General features: G+C 66.7%; 26 protein-coding genes. 13 read left to right on the forward strand and 13 right to left on the reverse strand.

What is annotated here, in order from left to right; all coding sequences use genetic code 11:
- Positions 1-97 precede the first annotated feature (97 nt).
- Positions 98-1,621, forward strand: coding sequence for an acetaldehyde dehydrogenase ExaC (exaC, locus tag L5G32_RS03235; RefSeq protein WP_237009557.1), 1,524 nt, complete (start codon positions 98-100; stop codon positions 1,619-1,621).
- 132 nt (positions 1,622-1,753) lie between these two features.
- Entirely contained in the window at positions 1,754-2,167 is a 414-nt protein-coding gene (locus L5G32_RS03240) for a DUF779 domain-containing protein (protein ID WP_237009558.1), read from the forward strand.
- Between the two features lie 6 nt (positions 2,168-2,173).
- Here L5G32_RS03240 and L5G32_RS03245 read toward each other — a convergent pair whose 3' ends face one another.
- The 3 genes from L5G32_RS03245 to L5G32_RS03255 are packed head-to-tail and all read right to left on the reverse strand — an operon-like array spanning position 2,174 to position 5,546.
- Positions 2,174-2,758 carry a TetR/AcrR family transcriptional regulator gene (locus tag L5G32_RS03245; RefSeq protein WP_237009559.1) on the reverse strand — a complete coding sequence of 195 codons (585 nt, stop codon included), beginning with the start codon at positions 2,756-2,758 and terminating at the stop codon, positions 2,174-2,176.
- 13 nt (positions 2,759-2,771) lie between these two features.
- A complete protein-coding gene (locus tag L5G32_RS03250) occupies positions 2,772-4,001 on the reverse strand; it encodes a hypothetical protein (protein ID WP_237009560.1) in 1,230 nt (409 codons plus the stop codon).
- A 9-nt stretch (positions 4,002-4,010) separates the two neighbouring features.
- Positions 4,011-5,546: an FAD-dependent oxidoreductase gene (locus L5G32_RS03255; protein WP_237009561.1), complete on the reverse strand. Its 1,536-nt coding sequence runs from the start codon at positions 5,544-5,546 to the stop codon at positions 4,011-4,013.
- 292 nt (positions 5,547-5,838) lie between these two features.
- On the opposite strand from L5G32_RS03255, the gene L5G32_RS03260 reads away from it, so the two are divergent.
- The 3 genes from L5G32_RS03260 to L5G32_RS03270 are packed head-to-tail and all read left to right on the forward strand — an operon-like array spanning position 5,839 to position 9,355.
- The gene (locus tag L5G32_RS03260) at positions 5,839-6,720 is read left to right on the forward strand and encodes a LysR family transcriptional regulator (RefSeq protein WP_237009562.1); all 882 of its coding nucleotides are present in this window, start codon (positions 5,839-5,841) and stop codon (positions 6,718-6,720) included.
- A complete protein-coding gene (locus L5G32_RS03265; protein ID WP_237009634.1) occupies positions 6,717-7,610 on the forward strand; it encodes a serine hydrolase in 894 nt (297 codons plus the stop codon). The genes L5G32_RS03260 and L5G32_RS03265 overlap by 4 nt, the downstream gene beginning before the upstream one ends.
- On the forward strand, positions 7,607-9,355 hold the full coding sequence (locus L5G32_RS03270; RefSeq protein ID WP_265738653.1) for a penicillin-binding transpeptidase domain-containing protein: 1,749 nt from the start codon (positions 7,607-7,609) through the stop codon (positions 9,353-9,355). Before L5G32_RS03265 ends, L5G32_RS03270 begins: the two co-directional genes overlap by 4 nt.
- 14 nt (positions 9,356-9,369) lie before the next feature.
- Here the strand turns inward: L5G32_RS03270 and L5G32_RS03275 are convergent, their stop codons facing one another.
- Positions 9,370-10,842, reverse strand: a complete 1,473-nt coding sequence (locus L5G32_RS03275) for an HNH endonuclease signature motif containing protein (protein ID WP_237009564.1) — start codon at positions 10,840-10,842, stop codon at positions 9,370-9,372.
- Positions 10,843-10,951: 109 nt separating this feature from the next.
- Complete coding sequence (locus L5G32_RS03280; RefSeq protein WP_237009565.1) at positions 10,952-11,941, reverse strand: YeiH family protein; 990 nt, start codon at positions 11,939-11,941, stop codon at positions 10,952-10,954.
- A gap of 118 nt (positions 11,942-12,059) precedes the next feature.
- Here L5G32_RS03280 and L5G32_RS03285 point away from each other — a divergent pair, with 118 nt between their 5' ends.
- Entirely contained in the window at positions 12,060-12,959 is a 900-nt protein-coding gene (locus tag L5G32_RS03285) for a LysR family transcriptional regulator (RefSeq protein WP_237009566.1), read from the forward strand.
- Complete coding sequence (locus L5G32_RS03290) at positions 12,956-13,576, forward strand: class I SAM-dependent methyltransferase (RefSeq protein WP_237009567.1); 621 nt, start codon at positions 12,956-12,958, stop codon at positions 13,574-13,576. The genes L5G32_RS03285 and L5G32_RS03290 overlap by 4 nt, the downstream gene beginning before the upstream one ends.
- Before the next feature lie 165 nt (positions 13,577-13,741).
- Here the strand turns inward: L5G32_RS03290 and L5G32_RS03295 are convergent, their stop codons facing one another.
- A complete protein-coding gene (locus tag L5G32_RS03295; RefSeq protein ID WP_237009568.1) occupies positions 13,742-14,491 on the reverse strand; it encodes a LysR substrate-binding domain-containing protein in 750 nt (249 codons plus the stop codon).
- Between the two features lie 47 nt (positions 14,492-14,538).
- On the opposite strand from L5G32_RS03295, the gene L5G32_RS03300 reads away from it, so the two are divergent.
- Both L5G32_RS03300 and L5G32_RS03305 read left to right on the forward strand, forming a co-directional pair.
- Entirely contained in the window at positions 14,539-14,931 is a 393-nt protein-coding gene (locus L5G32_RS03300) for a DUF5997 family protein (protein ID WP_237009635.1), read from the forward strand.
- Between the two features lie 97 nt (positions 14,932-15,028).
- Complete coding sequence (locus tag L5G32_RS03305) at positions 15,029-15,448, forward strand: nuclear transport factor 2 family protein (protein WP_237009569.1); 420 nt, start codon at positions 15,029-15,031, stop codon at positions 15,446-15,448.
- Between the two features lie 15 nt (positions 15,449-15,463).
- On the opposite strand, the gene L5G32_RS03310 is transcribed toward L5G32_RS03305, so the two are convergent.
- The gene (locus L5G32_RS03310; RefSeq protein WP_237009570.1) at positions 15,464-16,375 is read right to left on the reverse strand and encodes a D-isomer specific 2-hydroxyacid dehydrogenase family protein; all 912 of its coding nucleotides are present in this window, start codon (positions 16,373-16,375) and stop codon (positions 15,464-15,466) included.
- Positions 16,376-16,503: 128 nt separating this feature from the next.
- On the reverse strand, positions 16,504-17,124 hold the full coding sequence (locus tag L5G32_RS03315) for a TetR/AcrR family transcriptional regulator (protein ID WP_237009571.1): 621 nt from the start codon (positions 17,122-17,124) through the stop codon (positions 16,504-16,506).
- Between the two features lie 67 nt (positions 17,125-17,191).
- On the opposite strand from L5G32_RS03315, the gene L5G32_RS03320 reads away from it, so the two are divergent.
- Complete coding sequence (locus L5G32_RS03320) at positions 17,192-17,815, forward strand: NADPH-dependent FMN reductase (RefSeq protein WP_237009572.1); 624 nt, start codon at positions 17,192-17,194, stop codon at positions 17,813-17,815.
- Positions 17,812-19,200, forward strand: a complete 1,389-nt coding sequence (locus tag L5G32_RS03325) for a DHA2 family efflux MFS transporter permease subunit (RefSeq protein WP_237009573.1) — start codon at positions 17,812-17,814, stop codon at positions 19,198-19,200. The genes L5G32_RS03320 and L5G32_RS03325 overlap by 4 nt, the downstream gene beginning before the upstream one ends.
- 4 nt (positions 19,201-19,204) lie before the next feature.
- Here the strand turns inward: L5G32_RS03325 and L5G32_RS03330 are convergent, their stop codons facing one another.
- Positions 19,205-19,627 (reverse strand): PaaI family thioesterase, encoded by a 423-nt coding sequence (locus L5G32_RS03330; protein WP_237009574.1) that lies wholly within the window; start codon positions 19,625-19,627, stop codon positions 19,205-19,207.
- A 106-nt stretch (positions 19,628-19,733) separates the two neighbouring features.
- Between L5G32_RS03330 and L5G32_RS03335 the strand changes: the two genes are divergently transcribed.
- A complete protein-coding gene (locus L5G32_RS03335) occupies positions 19,734-20,204 on the forward strand; it encodes a winged helix-turn-helix transcriptional regulator (protein WP_237009575.1) in 471 nt (156 codons plus the stop codon).
- An 8-nt stretch (positions 20,205-20,212) separates the two neighbouring features.
- Here L5G32_RS03335 and L5G32_RS03340 read toward each other — a convergent pair whose 3' ends face one another.
- Together L5G32_RS03340 and L5G32_RS03345 are read right to left on the reverse strand one after the other, a co-directional pair.
- Entirely contained in the window at positions 20,213-21,550 is a 1,338-nt protein-coding gene (locus L5G32_RS03340) for a ClC family H(+)/Cl(-) exchange transporter (protein WP_237009576.1), read from the reverse strand.
- 61 nt (positions 21,551-21,611) lie between these two features.
- Positions 21,612-22,931 (reverse strand): MFS transporter, encoded by a 1,320-nt coding sequence (locus L5G32_RS03345; protein ID WP_237009577.1) that lies wholly within the window; start codon positions 22,929-22,931, stop codon positions 21,612-21,614.
- A gap of 119 nt (positions 22,932-23,050) precedes the next feature.
- Between L5G32_RS03345 and L5G32_RS03350 the strand changes: the two genes are divergently transcribed.
- Positions 23,051-23,542, forward strand: a complete 492-nt coding sequence (locus tag L5G32_RS03350; protein ID WP_237009578.1) for an HD domain-containing protein — start codon at positions 23,051-23,053, stop codon at positions 23,540-23,542.
- Positions 23,543-23,568: 26 nt separating this feature from the next.
- Here L5G32_RS03350 and L5G32_RS03355 read toward each other — a convergent pair whose 3' ends face one another.
- Together L5G32_RS03355 and L5G32_RS03360 are read right to left on the reverse strand one after the other, a co-directional pair.
- Entirely contained in the window at positions 23,569-24,543 is a 975-nt protein-coding gene (locus L5G32_RS03355; RefSeq protein WP_237009579.1) for an alpha/beta hydrolase family protein, read from the reverse strand.
- Complete coding sequence (locus L5G32_RS03360; RefSeq protein WP_237009580.1) at positions 24,540-25,412, reverse strand: ABC transporter substrate-binding protein; 873 nt, start codon at positions 25,410-25,412, stop codon at positions 24,540-24,542. The genes L5G32_RS03355 and L5G32_RS03360 overlap by 4 nt, the downstream gene beginning before the upstream one ends.
- Positions 25,413-25,427 lie beyond the last annotated feature (15 nt).

Raw genomic sequence — 25,427 nt, forward strand, 5'->3', positions numbered from 1 at the left:
CAGGGTTCGCGTTGCAACGTCACTGCAACCATCGCGGCCCTATCGTGTGTGACACATCACTAACTACCCCGCAACGTGACATGAGAAGGAGTCCGCAATGACGGTCTATGCAAAGCCGGGTACCGACGGTTCGGTCATGAGTTTCGAGTCTCGCTACGACAACTGGATCGGTGGCAAATGGACTCCGCCGGTCAAGGGGCAGTACTTCGAGAACCCGTCGCCGGTCGACGGCCAGACCTTCTGTGAGGTCGCACGTTCGACCGCCGAAGACGTCGACCTCGCGCTCGACGCCGCTCACGCCGCAGCACCCGCATGGGGCAAGACGTCGGTCGCCGAGCGCGCCGTGATCCTCAACAAGATCGCCGACCGCATCGAGGAGAACCTCGAGAAGGTCGCCGTCGCCGAGTCGTGGGAGAACGGAAAGGCCGTCCGCGAGACGCTCGCCGCCGACATCCCCCTCGCCGTCGACCACTTCCGTTACTTCGCCGGCGCCATCCGCGCCCAGGAGGGCGGCATCTCCGAGATCGATCAGGACACCGTCGCCTACCACTTCCACGAGCCGCTCGGCGTCGTCGGCCAGATCATCCCGTGGAACTTCCCGATCCTCATGGCCACGTGGAAGCTCGCGCCGGCACTCGCCGCGGGCAACGCCATCGTCCTGAAGCCCGCCGAGCAGACGCCGTCGTCGATCCTCTACCTGATGAGCCTCATCTCCGACCTGCTGCCGGACGGTGTCCTCAACATCGTCAACGGATTCGGTGTCGAGGCAGGCAAGCCGCTGGCGTCGAGCCCGCGCATCCGCAAGATCGCGTTCACCGGTGAGACCACCACCGGCCGCCTGATCATGCAGTACGCCAGCGAGAACCTGATCCCGGTGACCCTCGAACTCGGCGGCAAGAGCCCGAACATCTTCTTCGACGACGTCATGTCGTCCGACGACGGTTTCCTCGACCGCGCGCTGGAGGGTTTCTCGATGTTCGCCCTCAACCAGGGCGAGGTCTGCACCTGCCCGAGCCGCGCGCTGGTCCAGAAGGGCATGTACGACGAGTTCATGGAGAAGGCCGTCGCGCGGGTGGCCGCGATCAAGCAGGGCAACCCGCTCGACACCGACACGATGATGGGCGCACAGGCGTCCAGCGACCAGTGGGAGAAGATCCGCTCCTACCTGGCGATCGGTCAGGAGGAGGGCGCGAAGGTCCTCACCGGCGGCGAGCCCGCCGACCTCGGCGGCGACCTGTCGGGAGGCTTCTACATTCAGCCGACCGTGTTCGCGGGCAGCAACAACATGCGTGTGTTCCAGGAGGAGATCTTCGGCCCGGTGCTCTCGGTCGCGTCGTTCTCCGACTACGACGAGGCGATCTCGATCGCGAACGACACCCTGTACGGCCTCGGTGCGGGCGTGTGGAGCCGAAACGGAGCCGTCGCCTACCGCGCGGGCCGCGACATCCAGGCGGGCCGTGTGTGGACGAACACGTACCACGACTACCCGGCGCACGCGGCCTTCGGCGGCTACAAGCAGTCCGGTGTCGGCCGCGAGAACCACCTGATGATGCTCGGCCACTACCAGCAGACCAAGAACCTCCTGGTCGGTTACGCGCAGAGCGCCAAGGGCTTCTTCTGAGACACCCGCAGTCTCTCGCCCGGGCCGGCGATCCCGGCCCGGGCGAGCACCACTTCCCGCTCTTCATTTCGCCGGTCGAGCGGAGTCGAGACCCCTACGCTGAAACCACCCCGACAACGAGAGGACGACGGCATGTCGAAGGCCCCTGATCGCGTGACGGCGACGGAGTCCGCCGTCGATCTCCTCACAAAGCTCACCGAACTGAACGGTGGCCTGATGATCCACCAGTCGGGCGGATGCTGCGACGGCTCCGCGCCGATGTGTTATCCGGTCGGCGAGTACCGGATCGGCCAGCGGGACGTGCTGGTCGGCACCATCGATCTCCCTGACCCGCTCCCCTCGGTCCGTGTCTGGATCAACGGCGACCAGTTCCAGCTGTGGAAGCACACCCAGCTGATCCTCGACGTCGTCAAGGGACGAGGCGCGGGATTCTCGTTGGAGGCGCCCGAAGGCGTCCGGTTCCTGTCGCGTTCGCGCACGTTCAGCGACGACGAGAACGCGCTCCTCGAGGCGTCGCCGCCGAAGGTCGGCGCCGACTTCGAATAACGGAACTCAGCGGCACACCCAGGTCCGGATGAACGTTCGCAGTTCGTCGTCGGACCGGGGCGGATGGTTGGGGTAGAGCTGAAAGCTCAGCCAGATCCGCATCACGAGTTCGGCGAGCCCTTCCAGTGCGTGGCTGTCGTACCGTTCACGTTCCCAGTCGACGTTCAACCGCCGGAGCATCTCCGCGCCGAGCGCGACAGCACCCGACGAAGTGGCCTCGCGGGTGAAGAGCTCCCCTTCGCCTTCGCGGAGCATCAACCCGAGTGCGGGCTCGTCCGGGAGTCTCCGGAGGCAGTAGAGGATCGTCTCGGTGATCGCGTCGTCGACGGTCTCGACCCACGCGAGTTCCTCGCCCATCCGGTCGAGGAAGTCGCCTGCCCCGGCCGCGGCGACGGCCGAGAGCATGTCGTGAACCGACGAGAAGTAGCGGTACACCGTCTGACGGGTCACCCCGGCTTCTTCGGCGACGTCACCCAGTCGCGTCTTCTGCAACCCGAACCGGTCGACGCATCGCGTGGCGGCCTGCAGAATCCGATCGCGAGCCTCATCGGCGCTCTGCGGCAGATCCCCCTGCCAACCACGAGTCCTCACACCGGCCATGTTCTCACACGGCCGACGGCGTCTCGGTCTCCGCCGGATCGGGTGCGGCCAGCTCGACACGAGCACGTCGTCCGCGGCGAAGCGCCAGAATCAGGACACCGACGGCGACCACATAGCAGCCGATCACATACGGCAGGCTGCCCGTCGGCGTCCCGGACTCCGGCGACGCATCGACACCGGTCACCCCGTCCACGGCCCCGAAGTACGACGGCAGCGCGACGATCCAGAGCACGGCGTGCACCCCGAGGAACAGCCATGGGAAGAACCGCAGGAACGGCGCCGCCTCGCGGGCCGCCTCGGTCGAGGAGTCCTTGCGGCGCACCTGCCACGCGAGCAGCGCGAGTCCCGCCACCCAGACACCGAACACCTGGATCGCGAAGACGATGGTCTGCGCGGTCGTGTTCGCGCCGTCGCCTCGTCCGAACACCGCGGTCGTGATGGACAGGAGAGGCATGGAGACCACCGCGACCACGCCCGCGACGACGATCCGCCACGTCAACGACCAGCCGCGGACGGATCGACCCCGTGTCGTCGGGTTCTTGACGAGCACGACGCACATGAAGGTCAGGACGGCGAACGAGACCGTCGCGAACAGCCACGCGCTGCTCCACGGAACCGATTCGAACAGCGGGACCGCCGACGGGTTGCCGAGGACGCCGGGGCGAGCGCCGTAGAACGGTTCGTCGACGTTCCACTCCCACCACTTCAGTTGCGGGCCGAGCTGGTCGAAGATCTCGTAGAACGTCTGGTAAACGAGCCCGACTACCACCGCTCCACGCAACGCGGACCATTTGCGGCCGTCGAAGAAGCCGAGAGCGCGGACGATCTCGTAGGCCACCTGGCTCATCGCCGGGTAGAAGCACACGATGTAGAGCGGCAGCCGGTCGTACATGAGGTCGACGGTGAACACGTTGTGCGCGAACATGAATCCCATCGCGTCCTGCATGCCGAACCACTCCGGGAAGTACAGGGGCGGTTCGATGATGAACAGGTAGACGAGCGAGCCGATCCACAGTGCGAGGTTCGTCGGGTCACCGTCACGGCGGAGTCTGCGGATCGCGTGGACGAGCGCGAGGATCGCACCGATGACGATGACGAGTTCGAGGATCGGGAGCGTCCAATTCTCGAGTTCGAACGGGTTGCGCAGGGTCACAACGGGGTTCGCGTCCTCGCATACGAAGCCGAGGTACCGCGTGATGACGTATGCCGGAGTGTCCGGATCGCAGATAGCCATCGTCGCTCCCTACGCCCGTGCCAGCGACCGCGGGTCGGAGCCGCGTTCGATCACCTGGGCGCGCCCGCCCGGGGTCGCGGTTCCGTCCCGCCAGATGTCCGACGGCGGGTCGAGTTCGCAGTCGAACCCCATGGGCAGGCGAGTCCGGCCGAGGAGTCGCTTCACTCCGTGTCGGACGAGGCCGAACAGGACTCGTGGGCTCTTCACCATGTCAGTCACCGACTCGTCGAGGTTGAAGACGGCGGTGAAGTGCTCTTCGACCTTCGCGTCTTCGCGAACGGTCGCCGAGATGTGATTGAACAGCGGCCACGCAGCCCGGAACGCCAGTTGCTGCCGCCACTTCGGCGCGATCTCGGTGCCTTCGGCGTTGGCGTACCCCTGGTCACGAGCGAGGGCGAGTGTCCAGATGTCGTCGAGGAGCGACCGCTGCGCTGCGAAGTAGTTCTTGGTGAACGCGCCGTCGATCGTCGCCGCACCGGCCAGATGCTCGTCGAGGAGTACAGCGCACTTGCTCGCCGAACTCATGCCCTGCGCATAGAACGGGTTGAAACCGCAGATGGCGTCGCCGATCACGACGAGGCCGGCTGGCGGATTCTCCAGCTGGTCGTAGCGACGACGACGGTTGCCCGTCGAACGCGTGACGAACACGTCGGAGATCGGCTCGCACATGTCAACAGCTCGACCGAACGCGGGCGCGCGAAGTCGGTGGACGGTGTCGACGAAGTCGTCCGCCTCACGCGGCATCGGGTGCCCCCATGAGCCCATGGTCACCAGGACACGGTCGTCTTCGATCGGGAAGATCTGGCAGAGGAAGTCGTGCTCGGGCGGGTGGGGACTGGTCTGGGCGGTCGGCATCACCGACATCTGCGCCCACCACCACGAATCCGGCAGGTCCACAGGCTTCTGATACCAGCGGGACGTGTAGGTGACACCTGCATCGAGGGATTGGACCGGAGCCTCCGGCCAGCCGGCCTTGGTCAGCCACTTGGCGACCTGCGAGCCGCGGCCGAGGGTGTCGATGACGAGGTCCGCGTCCACGAGTTCACGGTCGGAACCGGTCTCGCGACCGGTGACCCACACGCCGGTGACCCGCCCCGACGAACTGTCCGCATCGGCGGTCTCGAGCCCGACGACCGACACACCTTCCTCGACGTCGACGTTCGTCACCTCCGCGAGTCGAGTCCGCAGGGTCCGCTCGATGAGCAGTCGTGACGAGTAGACCATCGACATGGTGCTCTCGCCGCGGGGAATCCACCCGGAGCCCTCGCAATGCGCTGCCGCCTGCGACGGCATCATGTGCAGGCCGCCCGCTTCGATGAGTGCGTCTTCGAAGCCGGGGAAGATCCGGTCCATCGCGCGACGCCCGGAGTTCAACAGGAAGTGCGGATGCTTGCTCTGCGGCACGCCGCGGCGGTGCTCCGCGTCGTCGGGAATCACATCGCGTTCGAGGACGAGTACTTCGTCGAAGTACGGAGCGACGGCACCCGCCGCACACATTCCTGCAATGCTTCCGCCGAGCACGACCGCCCGAGTTTCCAGTCTCATCCCAACACCTTTACGTCATACAATTTTTGAGTGTTGTCACATCGTAAAGTGTGGTGCGGGCCACGTCAACGAATGTCGGCGGGAACGACAGCCTCGGACCGAATTCTGTGCCACTCGCACCACGCTGGGCTGGGGCGATAACGGGCAGTGATCGACGATGGCGCGCACGTGTATTGGCGTCCGAGACGCACCACGTGCTGACCTGGCCGTATGCAGACACGCGGGGGCATCGGCGTTCACGACACCGACAGTCCGGACCCAGCCGCCTCGATCGAGAGGTTAGATTCAGAACATGGACATGGTGCGCCACATGCGGGTGTTCGTCGCCGTCGCCGAAGAGGGCCACTTCGGTTCGGCGGCCCGGAGGGTGGCGCTGTCTCAACCGGCCGTGTCACAGATCCTGCGACGGACCGAACGCGAGCTCGGCGTGGAACTGATCCGGAGGACTCAACGCGGAGCGGAACTGACCGACGCGGGTCGAGCCATGCTTCCGCGAGCCCGACTCCTCGTCGGCGACGCCGAACGGCTGACCGCGGACGCCCGCAGATTCGACGACGCACGACAGACTCTGCGGTGGGGCGTAGCCGATCAGTGCGGCCGCCGGGTCGCCGCTGTGTGCGCGAGCCGCATCTCGGATCGATCCAGGGAGCAGGCTCCGACAGTCGGCTCCACAGTCGGCCTCATCGAACGGGTGGCATCGGAACTGCTCGACGTGGCCGTGGTGGAACATCCGGCGCTCGTCTCCGGACTCGAGTCGACGGCGTCGATCCGATTCTCGCGCGCAATCGTCATCCCGTCGTCACATCCCGCCTCGACCGTCGATCGTCCCCGCCTCGCACAGTTGTCGGACTTGGAGCTGGCGTATGCCCCGCGCACGACGAATCCTGCGGGCTTCGACCAATTGATCGACGAACTGCGCGCGGCCGGAGTGGACCCTCGCACGACCGCCGCGACGTCGGTCCTGGAGGCCACTGCATTGATCGCGTCGGGGCGCGCGTTCACAGTGACTGCGGATCCGAGCGCCTTCGGGACGGTCTCCGGCGTCTCGGTGATGCCGGTGGACCCGGATCGCCTGCGGATACGACTTCACGTGGTCTACCGATCGACGACGCACCGCGACCTGGCCGAGCAACTCGCATCGGACCTGTGGCGACTGTCTCGGTCGACGCGATGACCGCGGACGGTCTCGACCGCGTCGTCACCGACATCTTCACCGATGCCGGATGCGCGGGCTGGTTGCATGCTCGGTCTCTCGCCCCGGACGGCGGCTCGTACGGATGGCGCGCCACGGAACCGGTGGTCCTGGCGTCGGTGTACAAGACCGCGTTGCTGGTCTCCTTGTGCCGACTGGCCGATGACGGCGGCATCGACCTCGCACAGAGCGTCACGACCGACCCCCAGTCGGTGACCTCGGGACCGACTGGCGTGTCGATCCTGCCCGACCCCACGACGACCAGCCTTCGCAACCTGGCGTTCTCGATGATGACGGTCTCCGACAACGGCGCCGCCGACATCATCTTGAACGCGGTCGGTGTCGACCGACTCGCCGCCGACATCAAGGCACTCGGCCTGGATGACACGAGGGTCGTCGAGGGCGTGAGCGAGCAGTACCGACGCCTGCGCGCCGAGACCGGGACAACGACCACCGAGGAGGCCTTCGCCGTGCTCGCAGATCCAGATACGGACGTCCAGGTCTCGGCCTACGGCGTCGCCTACTCGGCAGCCGGGTCGCCGGTCGACTGCACGCGCCTGTTGGCGCAGATCTGGAACGACACCGCGGCGTCGAACGAATCCTGTGCCCTCGTCCGCGAGACGATGCGCAGACAGGTGGTGAGGTCGCGTATCGCGTCCGGATTTCCCGCGCCGATGCGCGTCGCCGGAAAGACGGGAACAATCGGCGTCATCCGCAATGAGATCGCCGTCGTCGAGACCCCGGGCGAGTACCCGGTCGCGGTAGCAGTCTTCACGATGAGCGCGCGTGCCGGTGTCGAGCTGCCTGTCGTCGATCGTGCGATCGGCGACGTCGCACGGGCCGCCGTGACCGAGTTGAGGCAGCCGTGCTGAGACGGGCGCGTCACATCGCGATCCCGGCGGTCGCGATCCTCGTCGGTGGCCTCGCCGTCGCCTGCGGATCAGACGACTCGCCGGCACAACAGCTTGCCGATGCGCTGACCCGGCACGATCCGGTCGCAGCCGCCGAGACGACGTCGGCGCAGAAGACTGCGCAGAAGACCATCACCGACACGTTCGACGGGATGGGAACGGCCACCGCGGACGTCGCGGTGAACGACGACGACACCGAGTTCACGTGGACCTGGAAACTACCGAAGGATCGGACCGTCACCTATCGAACACCGGTGGAGACCTCCGGCGACCTCGTGCAGTGGTCGCCGACCGTCATTCACCGGAAGCTGCAAGCGGGCGGACGTCTGCTCTACAGCGACCTCAAGACGTACGACACCCCGGTCACCGACCGACAGAACCGCCCGCTCCTCACCTGGCAGGAAGTGACTGTCGTGTCCCTCGACGCGAGCAAGCCGGAGTCGGCGACAGCACTGGCCCGACGATTGAAGTCCGTCGCACCGGAGGTCTCTGCGTCGTCGATCCGTGCGGAACTCCGCGGCAAGCAAGGCGCACACACTGTCGTGACACTCCGCGAGGAGGACGCGAAACGGGTCGGATCCCTCGACCGCATCTCCGGTGTGACCACCCGCGACGAGGGACGACTCCTCACTGCCCACAAGAACCTCCGATCACCGGCCACGGGCGGACTAGAAGAACACTGGCGGACGGTCGTCGACAAGGCTGCGGGTGCCGCGGTGAGCCTGGTGAACGCCGATGGCGAGCCCACAAGCGACGTCCAGTCGTTCCCGGGCACGACCCCCGACGCGGTACGCACCACGCTCGACGTCGCGCTGCAGCAGGCCGCGAACGACGCCGTCGGAGGATCCAAGCGCCCGACGATGCTCGTTGCGATCCGTCCGTCCACGGGCGGGATCGTCGCGGTCGCCCAGAACTCGGCCGCCGACGAACAAGGCCCGATCGCTCTGACCGGCCTGTACGCTCCGGGCTCGACGTTCAAGACGATCACGACGGCCAGCGCCCTTGACGCCGGCGTCACAACGGGCGACGCTCGCCTTGCGTGCCCGGGGTCGCAGACGTTCGGTGATCGGCGGATTCCTAATGAGGACGAGTTCGACCTCGGGACCGTCCCGCTGCACACCGCGTTCGCCCGCTCGTGCAACACGACGATGGCCGGTCTGTCGACGAAGCTCGGCGACACCGCTCTGCGCAACACCGCCCAGACCTTCGGTCTGGGTATCGACTACACCGTGTCCGGACTGACGACGATCACCGGCAAGGTGCCATCCGCGGACACTCCCTCGAAGAAGGTCGAGAGCGGGATCGGACAAGGCGCAGTCACAGCCACTCCGTTCGGCATGGCTGTTGTCGAAGCGTCGCTCGCTGCACGAAAGACGGTGACGCCTACGCTGATCGACGGCCTCCCGACCGCGGCCGACACGGCACCGCACACGATCCCCGATTCGATCGCCACGCCTATCAGGTCGGCGATGCGCGAGGCCGTCACATCGGGTACGGCGACGAGTCTGCGGGATATCCCAGGTCTCGGCGGCAAGACCGGAACGGCCGAGTTCGGCGACAACGAGCACTCCCACGGCTGGTTCGCAGGCATTGTCGGAGACCTCGCCTTCGCGACTCTCGTAGTCGGCGGCGACAGTTCGGCGCCCGCGCTGAAGGTCAGCGGCGATTTCTTGCACGAAGCGCAAGGTGATCTGCCACGGCGGTGAACCGCCGCGGCAGGTCAGACTGCGTCGAGGAGCCGGGAGAGCATGGCCTCGATCGCCGAGCCCGCCCCACGGGGCGGACCGTGCGGCAACAGCCCCGGGCTCTGCCCGACGTGGTGAATCGGGTTGACCTGCCACCGATCGGCGGATCCGGACGGCCGCCAACCGACCCGCCCCGTGTCGGCGCCCGACCCCAGGACAGCCGTCTCCCACTTACCGGGGCCGGCGCCCTCGGCGCGGTTGTGCTTACCGCACGCGGCACCCAGGTTGTCCACATCGGTGCGGCCACCGTTCTCCCACCGCGTCGTGTGGTGCGCCTCCGTCCGAGCGAACGGAACGTCGCATCCCGGCCCGGTGCATCCGCGGTCGCGGGCGAACATCGCCAGACGCTGCGCCTTCGAGGCGAAACGCTTGCCACGACCCAGGTGGAGCACCTCACTCGTGTGGTTCTTGAACACCGCCAGATGAGCAGTGGCATGCGCAGCCAGCTCCACGAGCTCGGCGACCGGAATGCGAGCACCCGTCGCCGTCAGCGCGACGCCGGCTTCAGCGGCGAGCTCCTGGTCGGTCACCGTGACCACGAGTTCGGCGGGAAGCCGCGTCGGGCGACCCAGCCCGCTATGCCCGAGAACGAAGTCGGCCATCGCCGCGAGCGCATCGTGATTGCGCTGCGCAGTCGTGCGCGTATCGCGCTCGCGCGCGGCGTCGAGCACCGCGGCGTCGAGCCCTTCCTGATCGATCGCGCCGTGCGGCGAATCAGGATCCTCCGGATTGTTCATTCCCGGCGCTGCCCACGCACCCAGGATCACGTCGAGCTTCGCGCGCAGCGCCGGAGTGATCGAGCCCTGCAGCTTCGACATCAGGCGAGCGTCCTGCGGGGCGACGGTGAACCCGCGCGTGCGCCGACGGTCGGCGTCGTCGGTCAATTCCCCGTCGGGGTCGAGGTGCCCGAGCAGCCGAGCGCCCGCAGTGCGGACGCCTTCGGGCGACAACGTGCGCGCGATCTCGGTCAACTGCCCTTCGGCCTCCGCGACGGTCTCCGCGTCGACCCGAGCCGGAATCTTGTCCATCACCGCGTCGATCTCGGCGACGTGCCCGCGGGTGATCGCGCCCTCGCGCAGCGCCTGCGCCGCCGCCGGATTGCGGGGCGGCAGGAGATCGCCGACGATCGACCGGAACTCGCCCGTTGCGAACATCAGCTTGGTCCGCACCGCGGTCTCGCGCACCCCGAGCCGCAGACCATTGCACAGATACTTCTGCACGGTCTGATAGCCCTTGGCCTGAAATGCGAACCGATCCGACAGCGCGATGATCAGACTCGTCGTCGCAGCCTCATTTCGCGAACGCGTCTGCTCGTTCGTCTCAGCTGCGACGAGCAACTCCTCACTCGACAGGGACGAGAACGAGACCTCGGCCAGCTTCGCTGCCACCGCATCGGCCAACGCGAACAGCGCGGCGGGCGACTCCGGAAGCACCTCGCCCACAGGCATCGAGTTCTCCACCGGAATCACCCCCTTTCTCTGCTGGTCAGACCCTGTTCTCACCTTCTGACTAAACACTAGCAGCGGGGTCCGACAATTCCGTATCGCCCGATTCTCATCAACTAACAGCGAGCACACCGCCCAGCCCGAGAACACTGACGAGCACCGTCGCGCAAGCCGCCAGAATGAACGGCCGAGACCCGACAGACCGGAACAGCGACAACCGGACACCGGTGCCAAGTGCGAACATCGCCCCGGTCAGAGCGATCACCTGAATCTCCTTGCCGACGTCGAGGACGGGGGGCGGAACGATGCCGATCGAACGCAACGCGACTAAGGCGAGGAATCCGAGAACGAACAGCGGAGCCAGCGGAGGACGCTTCTGGCCGCCCCCGACCGCCGACCGCTGCCGAACGCTGATCACCGCGAGAACGGGGGCCAGGAGGACGACGCGGGCCAGCTTCACCACCACTGCGACGGAGAGTGCGCTGCCGCCGATCACACCGCCTGCCGCCACGACCTGCGCGACCTCGTGAATCGATCCTCCGGCCCACATTCCGGCCTCGGCGTCCGACAGCCCGAGAACGTTCGCCAGGAACGGAAGCGCCGGGATCATCAGCGTCCCGAAGACGACGACACATCCGATGGCGGCCGCCACGTCTTCCTCGTCGGCGTCGATCACACCGTCCACCGCGGCCACTGCCGCGGCGCCGCAGATCGAACTCCCGCACGCGATGAGCAGGCGCTGAGTGAACGGGATTCCGAGCAACTTGCCGATGTAGAGGGTTCCACCGAGACCGCCCGCGACGATCACCACCACCATCACGATCACGCCGAAACCGAGACCCAGGATGTCGCCGAGCACCAGTTGCAGACCGAGCAGGGCGACGCCGATGCGCAGCACGGTCTTCGACACAATCGCCAATCCTGGCTTCACCGCGGCAGGCAGCGTCACCGCGTTGGCGCACACCGCCCCGAGGATGATCGCGATCAACAGTGGGCTGACAGCGGGCAGCACGACGTTGATCGCGACCGCGGCCGCAGTGCCCAGGCCTGCGAGCGCAAGGCCCGCCGCCGTGCCGGAGGCCTGCGCATTGAAAATCGTCATGTGTCCAGCCTCGTAGGTCCGACGCGGAACAGGTAGCCGGCTCATCTACATGGACACATATCGTCCTGATATGCATAAGCCATGTCGGAGACCCATCTTCGCAGGTTAAGGTGACCGCGTGGATCTACGATCGCTCGACCTCGGCGCGCTAGAGCTGCTCGTCGGCGTCGACGACCAGGGCAGCTTGAGCGCGGCTGCACGCGCATGCGGCATCGCCCAGCCCAACGCGAGTCGGTCTATCGCGCGGCTCGAACGACAGCTCGGCGTCCCGCTGCTCAAACGTGCGACCGCAGGATCCAAGCTCACCCCGCACGGCACCGTGCTGGTGCATTGGGCTCGACGCACCGTCGACGACGCGACCCGCCTGCTCGACGTCGCTTCCGGCCTGCACGTCGATCACACCGCCGAACTGACGGTCGGCGCGTCGATGACCGTCGCCGAGCATCTCCTCCCCCGGTGGCTTGGCACATTCCGTAGCCGGTTCCCCGAGGTCACCGTCCATCTTCGGGTTCAGAACTCGTCGACGGTGTTCGTGTCGCTGGCGAACGACGCATGCGACCTCGGATTCGTCGAGTCCCCGACTGTTCCGTCGAAGCTGTGCAGCACGGTGGTCGCCCGCGACCGATTGGTCCTCGTCGTGCCGCCCGAGCACGCGTGGACGAGGCGACGACGCCAGGTGACCGCCGAGGAACTCGCCGCCACCGGACTGCTGGTCCGCGAACCCGGTTCGGGGACCCGGACGACGCTCGACGAGGCTTTATCCGAGTACCGACGGGCCGAGCCACTGCTCGAACTGGGCAGCAGCGCCGCGATCCGCACCTCGGTGGCAGCAGGCGTCGGACCCGCCGTCCTGAGCACGCTCGCGATCGCCGACGACGCCCGCTCCGGAACCGTGCGAACTGTTGATGTCGCCGGACTGGACCTTTCGCGATCACTTCGCGCAGTCTGGCGGCCGCCTCGTGAATTGACCGGGCCAGCCGCCGATCTCGTGCGAATCGCCAAGGCCGACATCCGATGACCGGTGGACAGCCCGGCTACGACGCGATGGCCCAGACGTACGCGGACCTGTTTCCAGAGGCCTTCCATTCCCCCGTCGAACGCGCCGCCGTCGATGCGGTCGCCGAGCACGTCCGCGGAACCGGGCTCGGCCAGACGATCGTGGACGTCGGTTGCGGGACCGGGCACGTGGCGGCCCATCTGACGGATGCTGGTTTCACGGTGAGCGCAGTGGACCCGAGCGCCGGAATGCTCGATCAGGCCCGACTGTCGCACCCCGACTTGACCTTCGCCCAGGACGACGCGACGCTGCGCAGTATCGATCTCGGCGCAGCCGCTGGCGTGCTCGCGCGCTTCAGCCTCATTCATGTGGTGCCCGACGAAGCTCGAGTCTGCCTGCACGACTGGGCGTCTCGGTTACGTCCCGGGTCGGTGCTGCTCGTGGCAGGACAATCGACCGACGATCCCGGTGTCGAAGAGTTCGACCACGCCGTCGCCCGCGCATGGCGTTGGCACCCCGACACGATCGTCGGCGCGTTGGCCGAGGCCGGATTCGACGAACTGTGGCGGACGGTGAGTCGCCCCGCCGCCGGATTCCACCGCTTCCCCGAGTTCCACGTGTGCGCATCACGGCGGTAGGCGGTCGAGCCCGCCTGCTGGTCGAGCCCTTCCTGCTGGTCTAGCCCCACACCGCTGGTCGAGCGGAGTCGAGACCGCAACGCGCGCAGAGGATCTCGACTCCGCTCGATCAGCAGGAGCTCCGCTCGATCAGCGTGAGGAGTTCCGCTCGATCAGCGTGCGCGCTCAGCGACTCCGGCGCCGACCAGGGGCGGGTCTGCGCTTACTCTTGCCCGGGACCTTCCCTGCGGCTTCACGGGCGGCGCGTTTGGCTGCGGCCTTCTCCTTTGCCGACCGCTTGGGCGCGGGCTCGGCCTCGCCGCGCGACGAACTGGCACGCCTGCCGCGGACGATGCCGATGAAGTCATCGGCCAGCGCCGCCGTCGGGTCCGGCCACAGCAGCCCGACCGTGCTGGTCGCCGCGTCGACCACCGGACGGTAGACGAGGTCCTTGCGGTGGTGCAGCCGCGCCAACGACTGCGGGACGAGTAATAGACCGGTCCCCGCCGCGACGAGTTCGATTGCATCCGCGGTGGTCTCGGGCCGATGATCGACCGATTCTCCGGGACGCTCGGACACCACGAGCGGCTCGTCGAGTGGCCACAGGAAATGTTCGTCAGTGAGGTCGTCGAGCGTGAGTTCGTCGCCCGCCGTCAACACATGATCCTTGGGCACGACGACGACCGTCGTCTCCTCGTACAACGAGATGCAATGGTGCGGACCGGGATCGGTGTGCGCGAGCGCGTCCGGAATTCGCGTGATCGCCATGTCGACAGTGCCGTCGGCGACCGCCGGAGCAGTCGCGGCCACGTCGAGCGCGACGAGCTCGAGAGGCACGTCTTCGCGACGGTCTCGCCAGATTCGCACCCACTTGGCCGGCGTCACGCCGGGCACGTAGGCGAGGCGGAAGCGCTGCGGGGTGTCGGCCGTACTCACGGATCGAGGCTACCGCCCGATACCCTGAAGTCATGAGTTCGCAGTCGATGAAACCGGCCACCGCCGCCAAGAAGCTTGACGTGTACCTGCCGGCGACCCCGGCCGAGTTCCGCAACGGCGCCATCACGCGTTCTGAACTCACTGCGCTGCAGGCAGATCCACCGCAGTGGCTGCTCGATCTGCGCGCGAACGGTCCGCATCCGAAGAATCTCGTCGCAGGCAAGCTCGGCATCTCGAACTCCGGGCTGATTCGTGGCGAGATCACCGAGGCCCTGACCACCGAGCAGATCAACGCACTCCTCGAAGAGATGCCGGACTGGCTGGCCGCCGAACGCGAACAGCACATCGAGGTGCTGCGTGAGGAGCGACGAGTCCGCTCGTTGCACGCCGATCGTCGTCGCGCACGGGAACAGGCCGAGGCAGACGCCGAGTCCGAGTGACCGACTCATGAGCAGGTTCGGCTGACCTGCGTGCCCGAACGTGCCACGCTGGTCGGCAGTGCGATCGCCGCACTGCGCCGACGGAGGGACCAGACACGTGATGGATCTGCAGGAGATCTCGGACCGCTTCGAGATCCAGCAGTTAATGATCGACTACTCGACCGCCATCGACTCGCGTCGCTTCGACGACCTCGACCGACTGTTCACCCCGGACGCCTTCATCGACTACAGCGCATCCGGCGGCACGCAGGGGCGCTTTCCCGAAGTGAAGGCGTGGCTCGCCGACATCCTTCCTAGATTCCCCGCATACGTCCACCTGCTCGGCAACTTCGACCTCAAGGTCGACGGCGACGCCGCGACCGGACGGACCATGTGCTTCAACCCGATGGTCCTGTCCGAAGAGCCGAAACAGGTCCTGTACTGCGGGATCTGGTACGTCGACGAGTTCATCCGAACCGCCGACGGATGGCGTATCGCTCGCCGCGTTGAAGAGAAGAGCTTCGATCAGATCATCTGACCGCGTGTCCGCGGCTCAGTAGCCGCGTCCCACCTCGATGAGCGCGAGCAGTTCCTCCCCCGCCGCGAATCGTCGCAGATTCTCGGCGAGGTACGGCGCCATCTCCTCGGTGAGGCGACCGTTCGGGTTGGCGACGTGCGGCGTGATGACGACGTTGTCGAACTCGAACAGCGGATGATCGTCGGCGGGCGGTTCCGGATCGGTGACGTCGAGGGCTGCTCCGCCGATCGTTCCCGCCGTCAACGCGCGCTCCAACGCCGCTTCGTCGATGAGCGGACCACGCGCCACGTTGACGATCCACGAGTGCGGCTTGAGGAGGGCGAGAGTCCGATCATTGATCATCTGCTGCGTCTCCGGGGTGTCGGGAGCAGCGAGGACGACGTGGTCCGCCTGTGTCAACGCCTCGTCCATCCGATCCGACGCGACGGTGACGTCGGCTCCGTCGACCGGTCGGCCGGACCTGTTGACGGCGAGAACCCGCGCCCCGCAGGCCTTCAGCAGCGGCGTGAGTTCGCGTCCGATCCCGCCGGCTCCGACGATCGCGACGGTGCTCCCACGCAATGTCCGCACAGCCGGATCCACAGCGTCCTTCGCCCACCGGGTCTTGGACGACCGGACGATCTGACGGGTGCCGCCGAGCAGCAGCGCGAGCGCATGCTCGGCGACGCCGCGCGCATAGAAGCCGGACGCATTCGTCCAGATCCGCTCCTTGTCAAGGACTCCGGCGTCGACGAACCCTTCGATACCCGCCGTACTGAGCGCCACCCATTGAATGGTCTCGGGAAGTTCCGGGAACCCGTCCGGACCGCCGATCCATACCAGGACCCGCGCCTCAGCGAGCGGAACCACGGTTCCGCCCGTCTCCTCGACGGCCGAGACGAGCGGGCGGTCAGGTACCGGTTCGACGGCAACACGCAACGAGTTCATGCGGTCACATCTATCACGGTCCGAGCCGGCCTCGCACTACTTCCCGTGTCGCGCGTGAGTGGTACGTATGCGGCTGTAGGAAGACCTATAGACCGACCTTTTGCCTGAGCGGTACCACTCACGCGCCGCTACCTCCCTGCTGTCCCCCGCCCCTGCTGCCCCCGCTGCGTGCCGTACGCAGCCAGGAACACATCGACGCCCGCCCGAACCATCTCGGCCGAGCTCACCCCGGCCACCGAGTCGACCGACCCCGCGGTCAACTGGACGAGATGGAGCGCAGCGATCCGCTCGTCATCGATGGCGAACACCCCGTGGTCGGCATGCCTGCGCAAGTGCTCGGCGATAGCGTCCCGGACCCGACGAGGGCCCGCCTCCTGCCAGGCGGCGAGGACGGTCGGGTCGATGTGCTCGGCGTCCGCATTGACCTGTCGGACCATGGCGAAGTGCAGCGCGGTCTCCGGCTCGGGCGTCGCCCAGGCTTCGCCGAACGCCACCAGGTCGGCTCGGGGATCGTCGACCCGATCGAGAAGCGTTGCCGCGCGAGCGATCTGGCGTTCCGCGACCGCTGTCGCACTGTCCAGGATCACGGCACGGAAGAGTGCCTCCTTATTGCCGTACTGGTTGTAGATCGTCCGCGTCGAGACACCGGCCTCCGACGCCAGCACTCCGATCGACGCGCGACTGAATCCGTCCCGCGCGAAGACGCGCAGCGCCCCGTCGAGCAGGTCTCGCTGTTTATCTGCACGCATGTCGCCCCTCAGATCCGAAGTACATTAACCATTGTACTAAGTGCAATGCTCGTTGTACATTGAGGCTATGAGTACACACCCGACACCCCAGAAATCGGACCTCGTCCGCATCGCCGTCATCACCGGGAGCACCCGGCCGAATCGACGCTCACGCCTCGTCGCCGAATGGGCGCAGGCGAAGGCAGCGGCAGTCCTCGGCGATCGCGCCGACGTCACTGTCGTCGACATCGCCGACTTCGCGCTCCCCTTGCTCGACGAACCGGTCGCAGCTGCCGTCGGCGAGTACACGCACGAGCACACGAAGCGTTGGGCGCACACGATCGGCGAGTTCGACGGTTTCGTCTTCGTCACACCCGAGTACAACCACTCGATGCCCGCAGCATTGAAGAACGCGATCGATTTTCTGTACGCCGAATGGAACGACAAAGCGGCGGGCTTCGTCAGCTACGGACTCGACGGCGGCGTTCGCGCAGTGGAGGCCCTGCGTCTGACATTGGCCGAGGTCAAGATCGCCTGCGTCCGGAGCGGCGTCGGCCTGAGCCTGTCCGCCGACTTCGATCTGGACAACATCACCGAACCGGGAACCGTCTCTCCCGGCCCCCGCGCCGACGCAGTCTTCGACCGGATGATCGACGAAGTCCTCGCCTGGTCGACAGCGTTGCGGCCGTTGCGAATCGGGGCCCGGCCATGACACCGACGACCGCACCGGCCACGTCCGACCGCATCGATCGAGCCACCTGGAGACTCTGCTGGGTGGTCGTCCTCGGCGCCTTCGCGAGCGGACTCGATGCATCGATCGTCAACATCGGTCTCGATTCCATCACCACGCAGATGGGCTCGACATTGTCGACGACGCAGTGGATCGTCAGCGGATACCTCCTGGCGCTCGCCGTGTCGCTACCGATGGCCGGATGGCTCGGCCGACGGTTCGGCGCCGGCCCCGTCTGGCTGACCGCCCTCGGATTCTTCACCGCGGCGTCACTCGCCTGCGCGGTCGCGTCAACTCCCGAAGGACTCATCGCCGCTCGCATCGCTCAAGGGCTGGCAGGCGGCGTCCTGATCCCCACCGGGCAAGCGATCTTGGGAGCGGCAGTCGGCCCGCACCGCCTCGGGCGGGTGATGGGCGTGCTCGGGATCGCGGTGAGCGCAGCCCCCGCGATCGGCCCGCTCGTCGGCGGACTCGTTCTGCACTCGCTGACGTGGCCGTGGCTGTTCGCGATCAACATTCCGATCGGCATCGCGGGGATCGCGCTCGGCCGCCGGGTGATGCCGTGCAGTCGATCGTCAGACCCCGGTCCGCTGCACTGGGCGGGTCTGGCCACCATCAGCGCAGGTCTGGCACTTCTAGTGCTGGCCACGACCAGGTGGGGCGACGCAGGCCGCATCGATCCGACGACTGTCGCCATCGGCGCGGGTGCCGCGCTGTCGCTCGCCGCGTTCGTCGTCGCCACCCGGCGGACGTCGCACCCGTTGCTCGATCTGAATCTGTATCGCCTACCCGCGTTCCGCGCCGGTTCGACCGCCGCAGTCTTCTCCGGCGCACTCGTCTTCGGCAGCGGCGTGGTCCACGCGTTGTACTTCCAACTCGGTCACGGCCAGGGCCCGCTCCAGGCCGGAATCAGTCTCGTCGGCGTCGCTGCGGCCACCGCCGTCACCGCGCCGCTCGCCGGACAATGGATCGACCGACGCGGACCCGCCCCCGCCGCGATCGTCGGAGGCCTGCTCGCTGTGACGACCACGCTGCCGCTGGCACTTGATCCGCTCGGACTCCCCACGCCTGCCGTCCAACTCGCCCTCGTCGCCTATGGAATCTCGGTGAGTCTCGTCGCGATACCCGCGGGCGTCACCGCCTATGCTGCGGTGTCGTCGCGAGAGCTCTCGGACGCGATCACCCAGGTGAACATTTTGCAGCGCATCGGAGGATCACTCGGCGGTGCCGTGTGCGCGGTGATCATTGCGTCGCACACCGGCGACCTGCCGACGGCATTCCGCCTCGCGTTCTGCGCCCTGACGGTCGGCGCAGTCGGCTCGTTGTGCGCCGCGACGATGATCGCATCGTCGACGGTACGCCGATGAGCACTTATTCTGGCAGCGGAACGTTCTGCAGTCTCAGCTGTCCGCGGGCCAGCGTCTTCCCCGTCGAATCGTCCGTGACCTCGACGAGCCAGAGCTGCTGGGTCCGCCCTTGCTGGATCGGTTCGGCCACAACCGTCGCCCGACCACCCTTCGACGGCCGCAGGAAGTCGGTCGCATTGTGCACGCCGACTGCGAACTGACCGCGATCGGCGACCGCGGCGCTCGCACCGATACTGCCCGCACTCTCGACGAACGTCGCGTAGACGCCACCGTGCACGACGCCCCACGGCGTGTGATGACGTTCGTCGAGATCGACGTGGCCTTCCACCCGCGTGCCGGTCGCGACCGTCACCTCGAGCCCGGATGCCTTCAAGAACTCACTTGCAGCATCTATGCCCACGTCGGGCATTCCGGAACTGTCGGCCATGGTGTTCTCCCATCATCGGTACCTCCGCCACTTTCTGGCTTCTGTATTCGAAGTTAGATGTCGAACCAGCTGCCTGTCAATCGCGAAGTCAGCTAGGATTCGAAGTGTGAACTGGCTCGACTACGACACCGACAACTGCTCGGTCCAGCGCACGCTCGATGTTATCGGCGACCGATGGAGCGTGCTGATCCTGCGTGAAGTGTTCAACGGGATCCGCCGATTCGACCAGATCAAGACGCATACCGGTATCTCCGACTCGGTTCTCGCACACCGACTCCGCAAGCTTGTCGACGCGGGAGTCCTGCAGGTGAGGGACTACGCGGACCCTGGCGCCCGACGCCGCAAGGAGTACCGACTCACCGACGCGGGGCTCGACCTGCAGCCCGTCCTGTTGTCGCTGCGCGCCTGGGGCGACGCCCATCGCGCCGGACAGGAAGGGCCGTCACTCGAGATCCGGCACACCGACTGCGGCGCACGCGTCGACCTCGAACTGCACTGCGACGCCGGCCACCGGATCGATGACCGTCGGGACGTCCATGCTGTACCCGGCCCCGGCGCCCGGCGAGTCGCCGGTTGATCGGTGCGTCAGGCCGTCGTGCCCGGGTGCCCGGTCGGGCCTGATCGTCCCGCTAGCATCCGGTCCCGTAGCGAATCGTAGATCGGCGGCGAACCCACCGCGTTCGCGATCAGCACGGCGGCGGCGGTTGCTGCCAGCATCGGAATGGTCACCGTCGTGACCGCGGTCAGCTCCATCACGAGGACGATGCCGGTGATCGGTGCGCGGACCACGGCGGCGAAGAACGCCGACATTCCGACGATGATGAGCGCGACGGTCCAGTCGTCGTAGTCTGCGGGCACCACGACGTTCACCAGGGCTGCGAACAGGACGCCCCACAGTGCGCCGACCGCGAGCAGCGGCGCGAACAGCCCGCCGGGCGTGCCTGCCGCGTACGACAACGGCCCGACGACGAAGCGCACCAGCAGCAGGATCGCAATGGTCGGCAGCGCGAGATGTGCGCCGTCGAGCAACCCCTGGGTGAGTGCGTCGCCGCCGCCGGCGGTGTCCGGATCGAAGGCGAGCAGTCCGCCGACGAGGCCACCGATGACCGCAGCCTTGAGTTCCATCGGGACGGCCGTGAGACGTCTGACGCCGTCGAACAACGTCAGGATCACCTGGTTGTAGAACACGCCGAGGATTCCGGTGATCAACCCGAAGACGATGAAGATCGGAAGTACCACGACCGACGGCGCTCGTACGTCGACGACTGCGAAGTCCGGATCGTCGCCGATCAGGATGCGTGCGCAGCCGACCGCGACGCCGACCGCGAGCATCGTCGGAAGCACCAAACGCATCCGGTACGACTTCGCGACCTCCTCCAACGCGAACAACCCGCCACCGATCGGCGCGTTGAACGCGACTCCGAGCCCCGCCCCTGCGAGCGACGTCGTCAGGATGCGAACGTCGTCGTCGCTGGACCGGCCGAGCCGCCCCATCCACGCGCCGATCGCCGCTCCCATGTGGACGGTCGGGCCCTCCCGCCCCAAGGTCAGTCCGGTTCCCAATGTGACGAGTCCGCCGACGAACTTGGCGGGCACCACGCGTAGTGGTGGCGGATCGTCGAGCCCGCGGTCGACGGCCTCCACCTGTTGCACGCCACTCCCCGACGCCAGCGGCACGAACCGAACCACGAATGCGCCGATCGCCGCTCCGGCCGCGGTCACCGCGACCGGTACCAACCAGGCGGGACCACCCGCACCGCCCGCCCAGTCGAGCAGTTCGCCCCGCCAGGCGTTGGCGTGGTTCAGACACCATCGGAATGCGCCGCCGACGAACCCGATACCGATGCCGGCACAGACCGCCAGTGCGCACAACTTGGCTAGACCTCGCCACACCGTCCGTTCTGGAGTCGATGGCCTGGTCACAGCGTCACGCTATCGGCTTACCGGCGCGTGGTCTGCCGTTACGTCGAACTACCGGATCCCGCTACGCGCGATCGAGGTCGACGTCGCGTGTCTCCTTCATGACGAGCAACGCGACCAGAGTGAAGCAGCCCGCGATCGCGAGGTAGACGCCGACCCATCCGACGCCGAAGTCGGCGACGAGCCAGGTCGCGATGAACGGTGCGATCGCCGCGCCGAGGATCGATGCGAAGTTGTAGGCGATACCGCTGCCCGTGTACCGCACGTTCGTGGCGAAGAGTTCGGGAAGCACAGCACTCATCGGGCCGAAGGTGAAGCCCATCAGGGTGAGTCCGACGATGAGAACAGCGAGCATCGTGCCCTGCGTGGTGTTCGCCGGATCGAGGATCCATTTGAAGGTGAGTCCGTACACGATGATCAGGACCGTCGCGACGATGAGGAGGCGGCGACGGCCGACGCGGTCGGCGAGACGACCGGAGACGACGACGAAGATCGCGAAGAACACGACCGCGATCAGCTGCATCTGCAGGAAGTCGATGTACGAGATGGACAGTTTCACGCCCGACTTGTCGACGACCTTGCCGGTTCCGTACGACACGACCCAGGTCGTGACGAGGTAGAAGAGCGTGTAGGTGGCGACCATGACGAACGTGCCGATGATCAACGGCCGCCAGGCCGTGCGCATCACTTCACCGAGCGGAGTCTTGACCTTCTTGCCGTCTTGGACGGCCTTCGCGAAGACGGGCGTCTCGGTCAGCTTCAATCGCACATACAGGCCGACGATCACCATGACCGACGACAGCAGGAACGGGATCCGCCAACCCCACGCCATGAATCCGTGGTTCGGCTCGGCTGCCGTGGAGTCGTAGTCCATCACGCCCATGATGATCAGGAACAGCCCGTTCGCGAGGAAGAAGCCGAACGGAGCGCCGAGCTGCGGCCACATCGCGGCCCAGCCGCGTTTGCCCTTCTCTGCGGTCTCGGTCGCGAGCAGTGCAGCGCCGGACCATTCGCCGCCCAGCCCGAGTCCCTGCGCGAAACGCATCACCGCCAGCAGCGCCGGTGCGAGATACCCGGCCTGCTCGAACGTCGGAAGGACGCCGATCAGGAAGGTCGCGACGCCCATCGTGACGAGCGAACCGACCAGCGTCGCTTTACGACCGACGCGGTCGCCGAAGTGACCGAACAGGATCGAGCCGATCGGCCGAGCGGCGAACGCCAGACCGAAGGTCGCGAACGACGCGAGGAGCGCAGCAGTGTCGTCTCCCTTGGGGAAGAACAGCGTCGGAAAGACGAGGACCGCTGCGGTCGCATAGATGTAGAAGTCGAAGAACTCGATGGTTGTTCCGACCATGGAAGCGACGACGACCCGTCCACGATTCATTCCGAGAAATCTAATGCATCCAGACGGCCTGCCGAACGGCGGCCCGCCCGACCCTAGCGCTGCCGTTCACCTGAACGACGAAGGGAGCCTTCCGGTGCCCCGCTCACTACGATCGCGGCATGGACGTCGAGATTCCGGAAGCCATCGAAGCAGACTTGACGGCGCGGTGGGACGAGCCGCACCGTCGCCACCACAATCGGCGTCACCTCGACGAGGTGCTCGCGGCGCTACAGCTGCTCCATGACGAGGGCCTCTCGTTCGGGAGCGGCCCGTCGTCCTCGCCGCGTGGTTCCACGATGCGGTCTACGAGACGCGCAGTGCGGACAACGAACGTGACTCCGCCGACCTCGCCCGACGACCGCAACGGGATCGCGTTGTCGGACGCAGACTTGTCCGTCCTCGGTTCCGATCCTGCGCGGTACGACGAGTACGCCGCCGATGTTCGCACCGAATTTCACCTCGTGCCCGATGAGGTGTTCCGCCCTGGCCGGCGCACTATCCTCGCTGAGTTCGTCGCTGCCGACATCCTGTTCCGTTCTCCCCAGGCGCGGCAGCGGTGGGAGGCTGCGGCCCGCGAGAACCTCGCGCGGGAGATCGACGCCTTGGCCTGAGCGTCAGCGGAGGCAGGCCCTACCATTCACTTCCGGTGCGCGTCGTGTGCCGCTCGGCTGATCGTCTCGATGATCTGCGGGAAGGTCTCCGAATCCGATGCGACGATCCGCGTGTGGTCGACGCCGGGGAACTCGACGAGGGATGCGCGGCCGCCTGCCTTCTTGGCCGCTTTCACATACTTCTCCGACATGCTGGGCGCCACGACTTTGTCGGCGGTGCCGGTCATCGCGATGATCGGAATGTCGGGGTCGATGTTCTCGATCGGACTCACCGACTTGTAATGGTCGGGCACCTCGCTGGGCAGGCCGCCCATCGCCCGTCGAGCACGGGGATTGCCTTCGAGAACCGCTTGGCGCATGTCCAGGGTGCCCGCCATCGAGATCACGTACGTCGGGCGGAAGGTCGGCTTCGCTCCGATCTCGGTGGGTTCGAGGTTGTGACGGGTCCCCGACCACATCGCCAACTGTCCGCCCGCCGAATGCCCCGCGACGACGGCGTTGTCCATCGAGATCTCGGGCTCCGCAGCTTGGACGTTGGGGACGAAATCGACCGCGGCCGCAACGTCTTTGAACGTGGTGGGCCATCCCCCGCCGGATCCGACCCGCCGGTACTCGAGGTTGTAGACGGCCAGACCGCGCTCGGCGAGTCTGCGCGACAGGGCGACAAAGACGTCGGCTCCGAGTTTGGACTGCCATCCGCCGCCGTGAATCAGCACGACGAGCGGCACGCTGTTGTCCTCGTGCTCCCCCGGCGGGAGATAGACGTCCGCCCAGTTCTGACGGTCGTCGCGATCGCCTGTCCTCGTCGGGTAGAGGTACCGGTTCACGGTCACGTCGGACGACGACTCGACCTTCGCCAACGCCTGCTCCGCAGCGCCGCGATCCGCGGGTGTCGCCGGCGTGACGTCGGACGACTCGTCATCGCCCGATGAGCAACTCGTCAACGCGAGCGCTGCGACGAGGGTCATCGCGGCCAGCCGCCTGCCGGTACGCGTCATCATATGGTCGCCCCGTTGACCGTCGATGTCTTGATCACGCCGTCGAGTCCCCACTTCTGGGCGATCGACGTCATCTCGCCGCGATCGATCACGCGTTGGACCGCGCCTTTCAGCACATCGCCGAAGGGCGACTCTTTCACGATCGCGAAGCCGTACGGCTGGGTGTCGAAGACCTCGCCTGCCGTCTCCAGAGACCCGTTGCTTCGCCGGACGGCCGTTGCGATCACCACGGAGTCGGCGGATACCGCATCGGCCGACCCTTGGGTGACCGCGCGGACCGCATCTGCCTGCGTGGCGGTCGGGACGATTTTGATGGGCTTGTCCCCGACGGTCACGCACGCCTTGCTCTTGGCCGGCAACTCCACGGTCTCCTGGACCGTCTCTTTGGCCGCAGCCACGCTGTGCCCGCACGCATTGTTCGGGTCGACGGTCTCGCCGGAGCGCTGCGCCCACTGGTTGCCGCCACGGAAGTACGTCACCATGTCCAGCCGCCGTTCCCGAGCCAAGGTGTCGAAGAAGCCCCGCGATCCCACGTCGTAGGCGCCGCTCGCCACTCCCGGGAGGATCTCCTCGAAGCGAGTCTGGCGGACGTCGAGTCTCAGCCCGAGCACGTCGGACACTCTGTGTAGAACGTCGATGTCGAAGCCGGTCAGCTTCCCGTTCTCGTCGATGGAGACCATCGGCTCGTACGGTGCACTGGTGCCCACCGTGAGCGTGCCCGACGTCCGGATCTTCTCGGGCAATTGCGCTGCCAGTTCGGGATCGGCCGGCGACGAAGCCGGAATGGAACCCTGCGACTCGTCCGCCGGACGGTCACCGTCGTCGGAACCGCAGCCCGACACCAGCAGGACGACAGCCAGGCTTGCGGCCAAGCCCGAGACTAATCG

Origin of the sequence: Gordonia zhenghanii (assembly GCF_021738965.1) — a bacterium.
Classification (GTDB): Bacteria; Actinomycetota; Actinomycetes; order Mycobacteriales; family Mycobacteriaceae; genus Gordonia; species Gordonia zhenghanii.

What these genes read in the sequence shown, in the direction of transcription:
- L5G32_RS03280 (WP_237009565.1), bottom strand. Translation starts at nt 11,941, where the DNA reads ATGACGATTTTCAATGCGCAGGCCTCCGGCACGGCGGCGGGCCTTGCG.
- L5G32_RS03330 (WP_237009574.1), bottom strand. Translation starts at nt 19,627, where the DNA reads ATGGCCGACAGTTCCGGAATGCCCGACGTGGGCATAGATGCTGCAAGT.
- L5G32_RS03265 (WP_237009634.1), top strand. Translation starts at nt 6,717, where the DNA reads ATGACCGCGGACGGTCTCGACCGCGTCGTCACCGACATCTTCACCGAT.
- L5G32_RS03345 (WP_237009577.1), bottom strand. Translation starts at nt 22,931, where the DNA reads ATGAATCGTGGACGGGTCGTCGTCGCTTCCATGGTCGGAACAACCATC.
- exaC (WP_237009557.1), top strand. Translation starts at nt 98, where the DNA reads ATGACGGTCTATGCAAAGCCGGGTACCGACGGTTCGGTCATGAGTTTC.
- L5G32_RS03290 (WP_237009567.1), top strand. Translation starts at nt 12,956, where the DNA reads ATGACCGGTGGACAGCCCGGCTACGACGCGATGGCCCAGACGTACGCG.
- L5G32_RS03300 (WP_237009635.1), top strand. Translation starts at nt 14,539, where the DNA reads ATGAAACCGGCCACCGCCGCCAAGAAGCTTGACGTGTACCTGCCGGCG.
- L5G32_RS03315 (WP_237009571.1), bottom strand. Translation starts at nt 17,124, where the DNA reads ATGCGTGCAGATAAACAGCGAGACCTGCTCGACGGGGCGCTGCGCGTC.
- L5G32_RS03325 (WP_237009573.1), top strand. Translation starts at nt 17,812, where the DNA reads ATGACACCGACGACCGCACCGGCCACGTCCGACCGCATCGATCGAGCC.
- L5G32_RS03355 (WP_237009579.1), bottom strand. Translation starts at nt 24,543, where the DNA reads ATGATGACGCGTACCGGCAGGCGGCTGGCCGCGATGACCCTCGTCGCA.
- L5G32_RS03255 (WP_237009561.1), bottom strand. Translation starts at nt 5,546, where the DNA reads ATGAGACTGGAAACTCGGGCGGTCGTGCTCGGCGGAAGCATTGCAGGA.
- L5G32_RS03250 (WP_237009560.1), bottom strand. Translation starts at nt 4,001, where the DNA reads ATGGCTATCTGCGATCCGGACACTCCGGCATACGTCATCACGCGGTAC.
- L5G32_RS03320 (WP_237009572.1), top strand. Translation starts at nt 17,192, where the DNA reads ATGAGTACACACCCGACACCCCAGAAATCGGACCTCGTCCGCATCGCC.
- L5G32_RS03240 (WP_237009558.1), top strand. Translation starts at nt 1,754, where the DNA reads ATGTCGAAGGCCCCTGATCGCGTGACGGCGACGGAGTCCGCCGTCGAT.
- L5G32_RS03275 (WP_237009564.1), bottom strand. Translation starts at nt 10,842, where the DNA reads ATGCCTGTGGGCGAGGTGCTTCCGGAGTCGCCCGCCGCGCTGTTCGCG.
- L5G32_RS03260 (WP_237009562.1), top strand. Translation starts at nt 5,839, where the DNA reads ATGGACATGGTGCGCCACATGCGGGTGTTCGTCGCCGTCGCCGAAGAG.
- L5G32_RS03310 (WP_237009570.1), bottom strand. Translation starts at nt 16,375, where the DNA reads ATGAACTCGTTGCGTGTTGCCGTCGAACCGGTACCTGACCGCCCGCTC.
- L5G32_RS03350 (WP_237009578.1), top strand. Translation starts at nt 23,051, where the DNA reads ATGGACGTCGAGATTCCGGAAGCCATCGAAGCAGACTTGACGGCGCGG.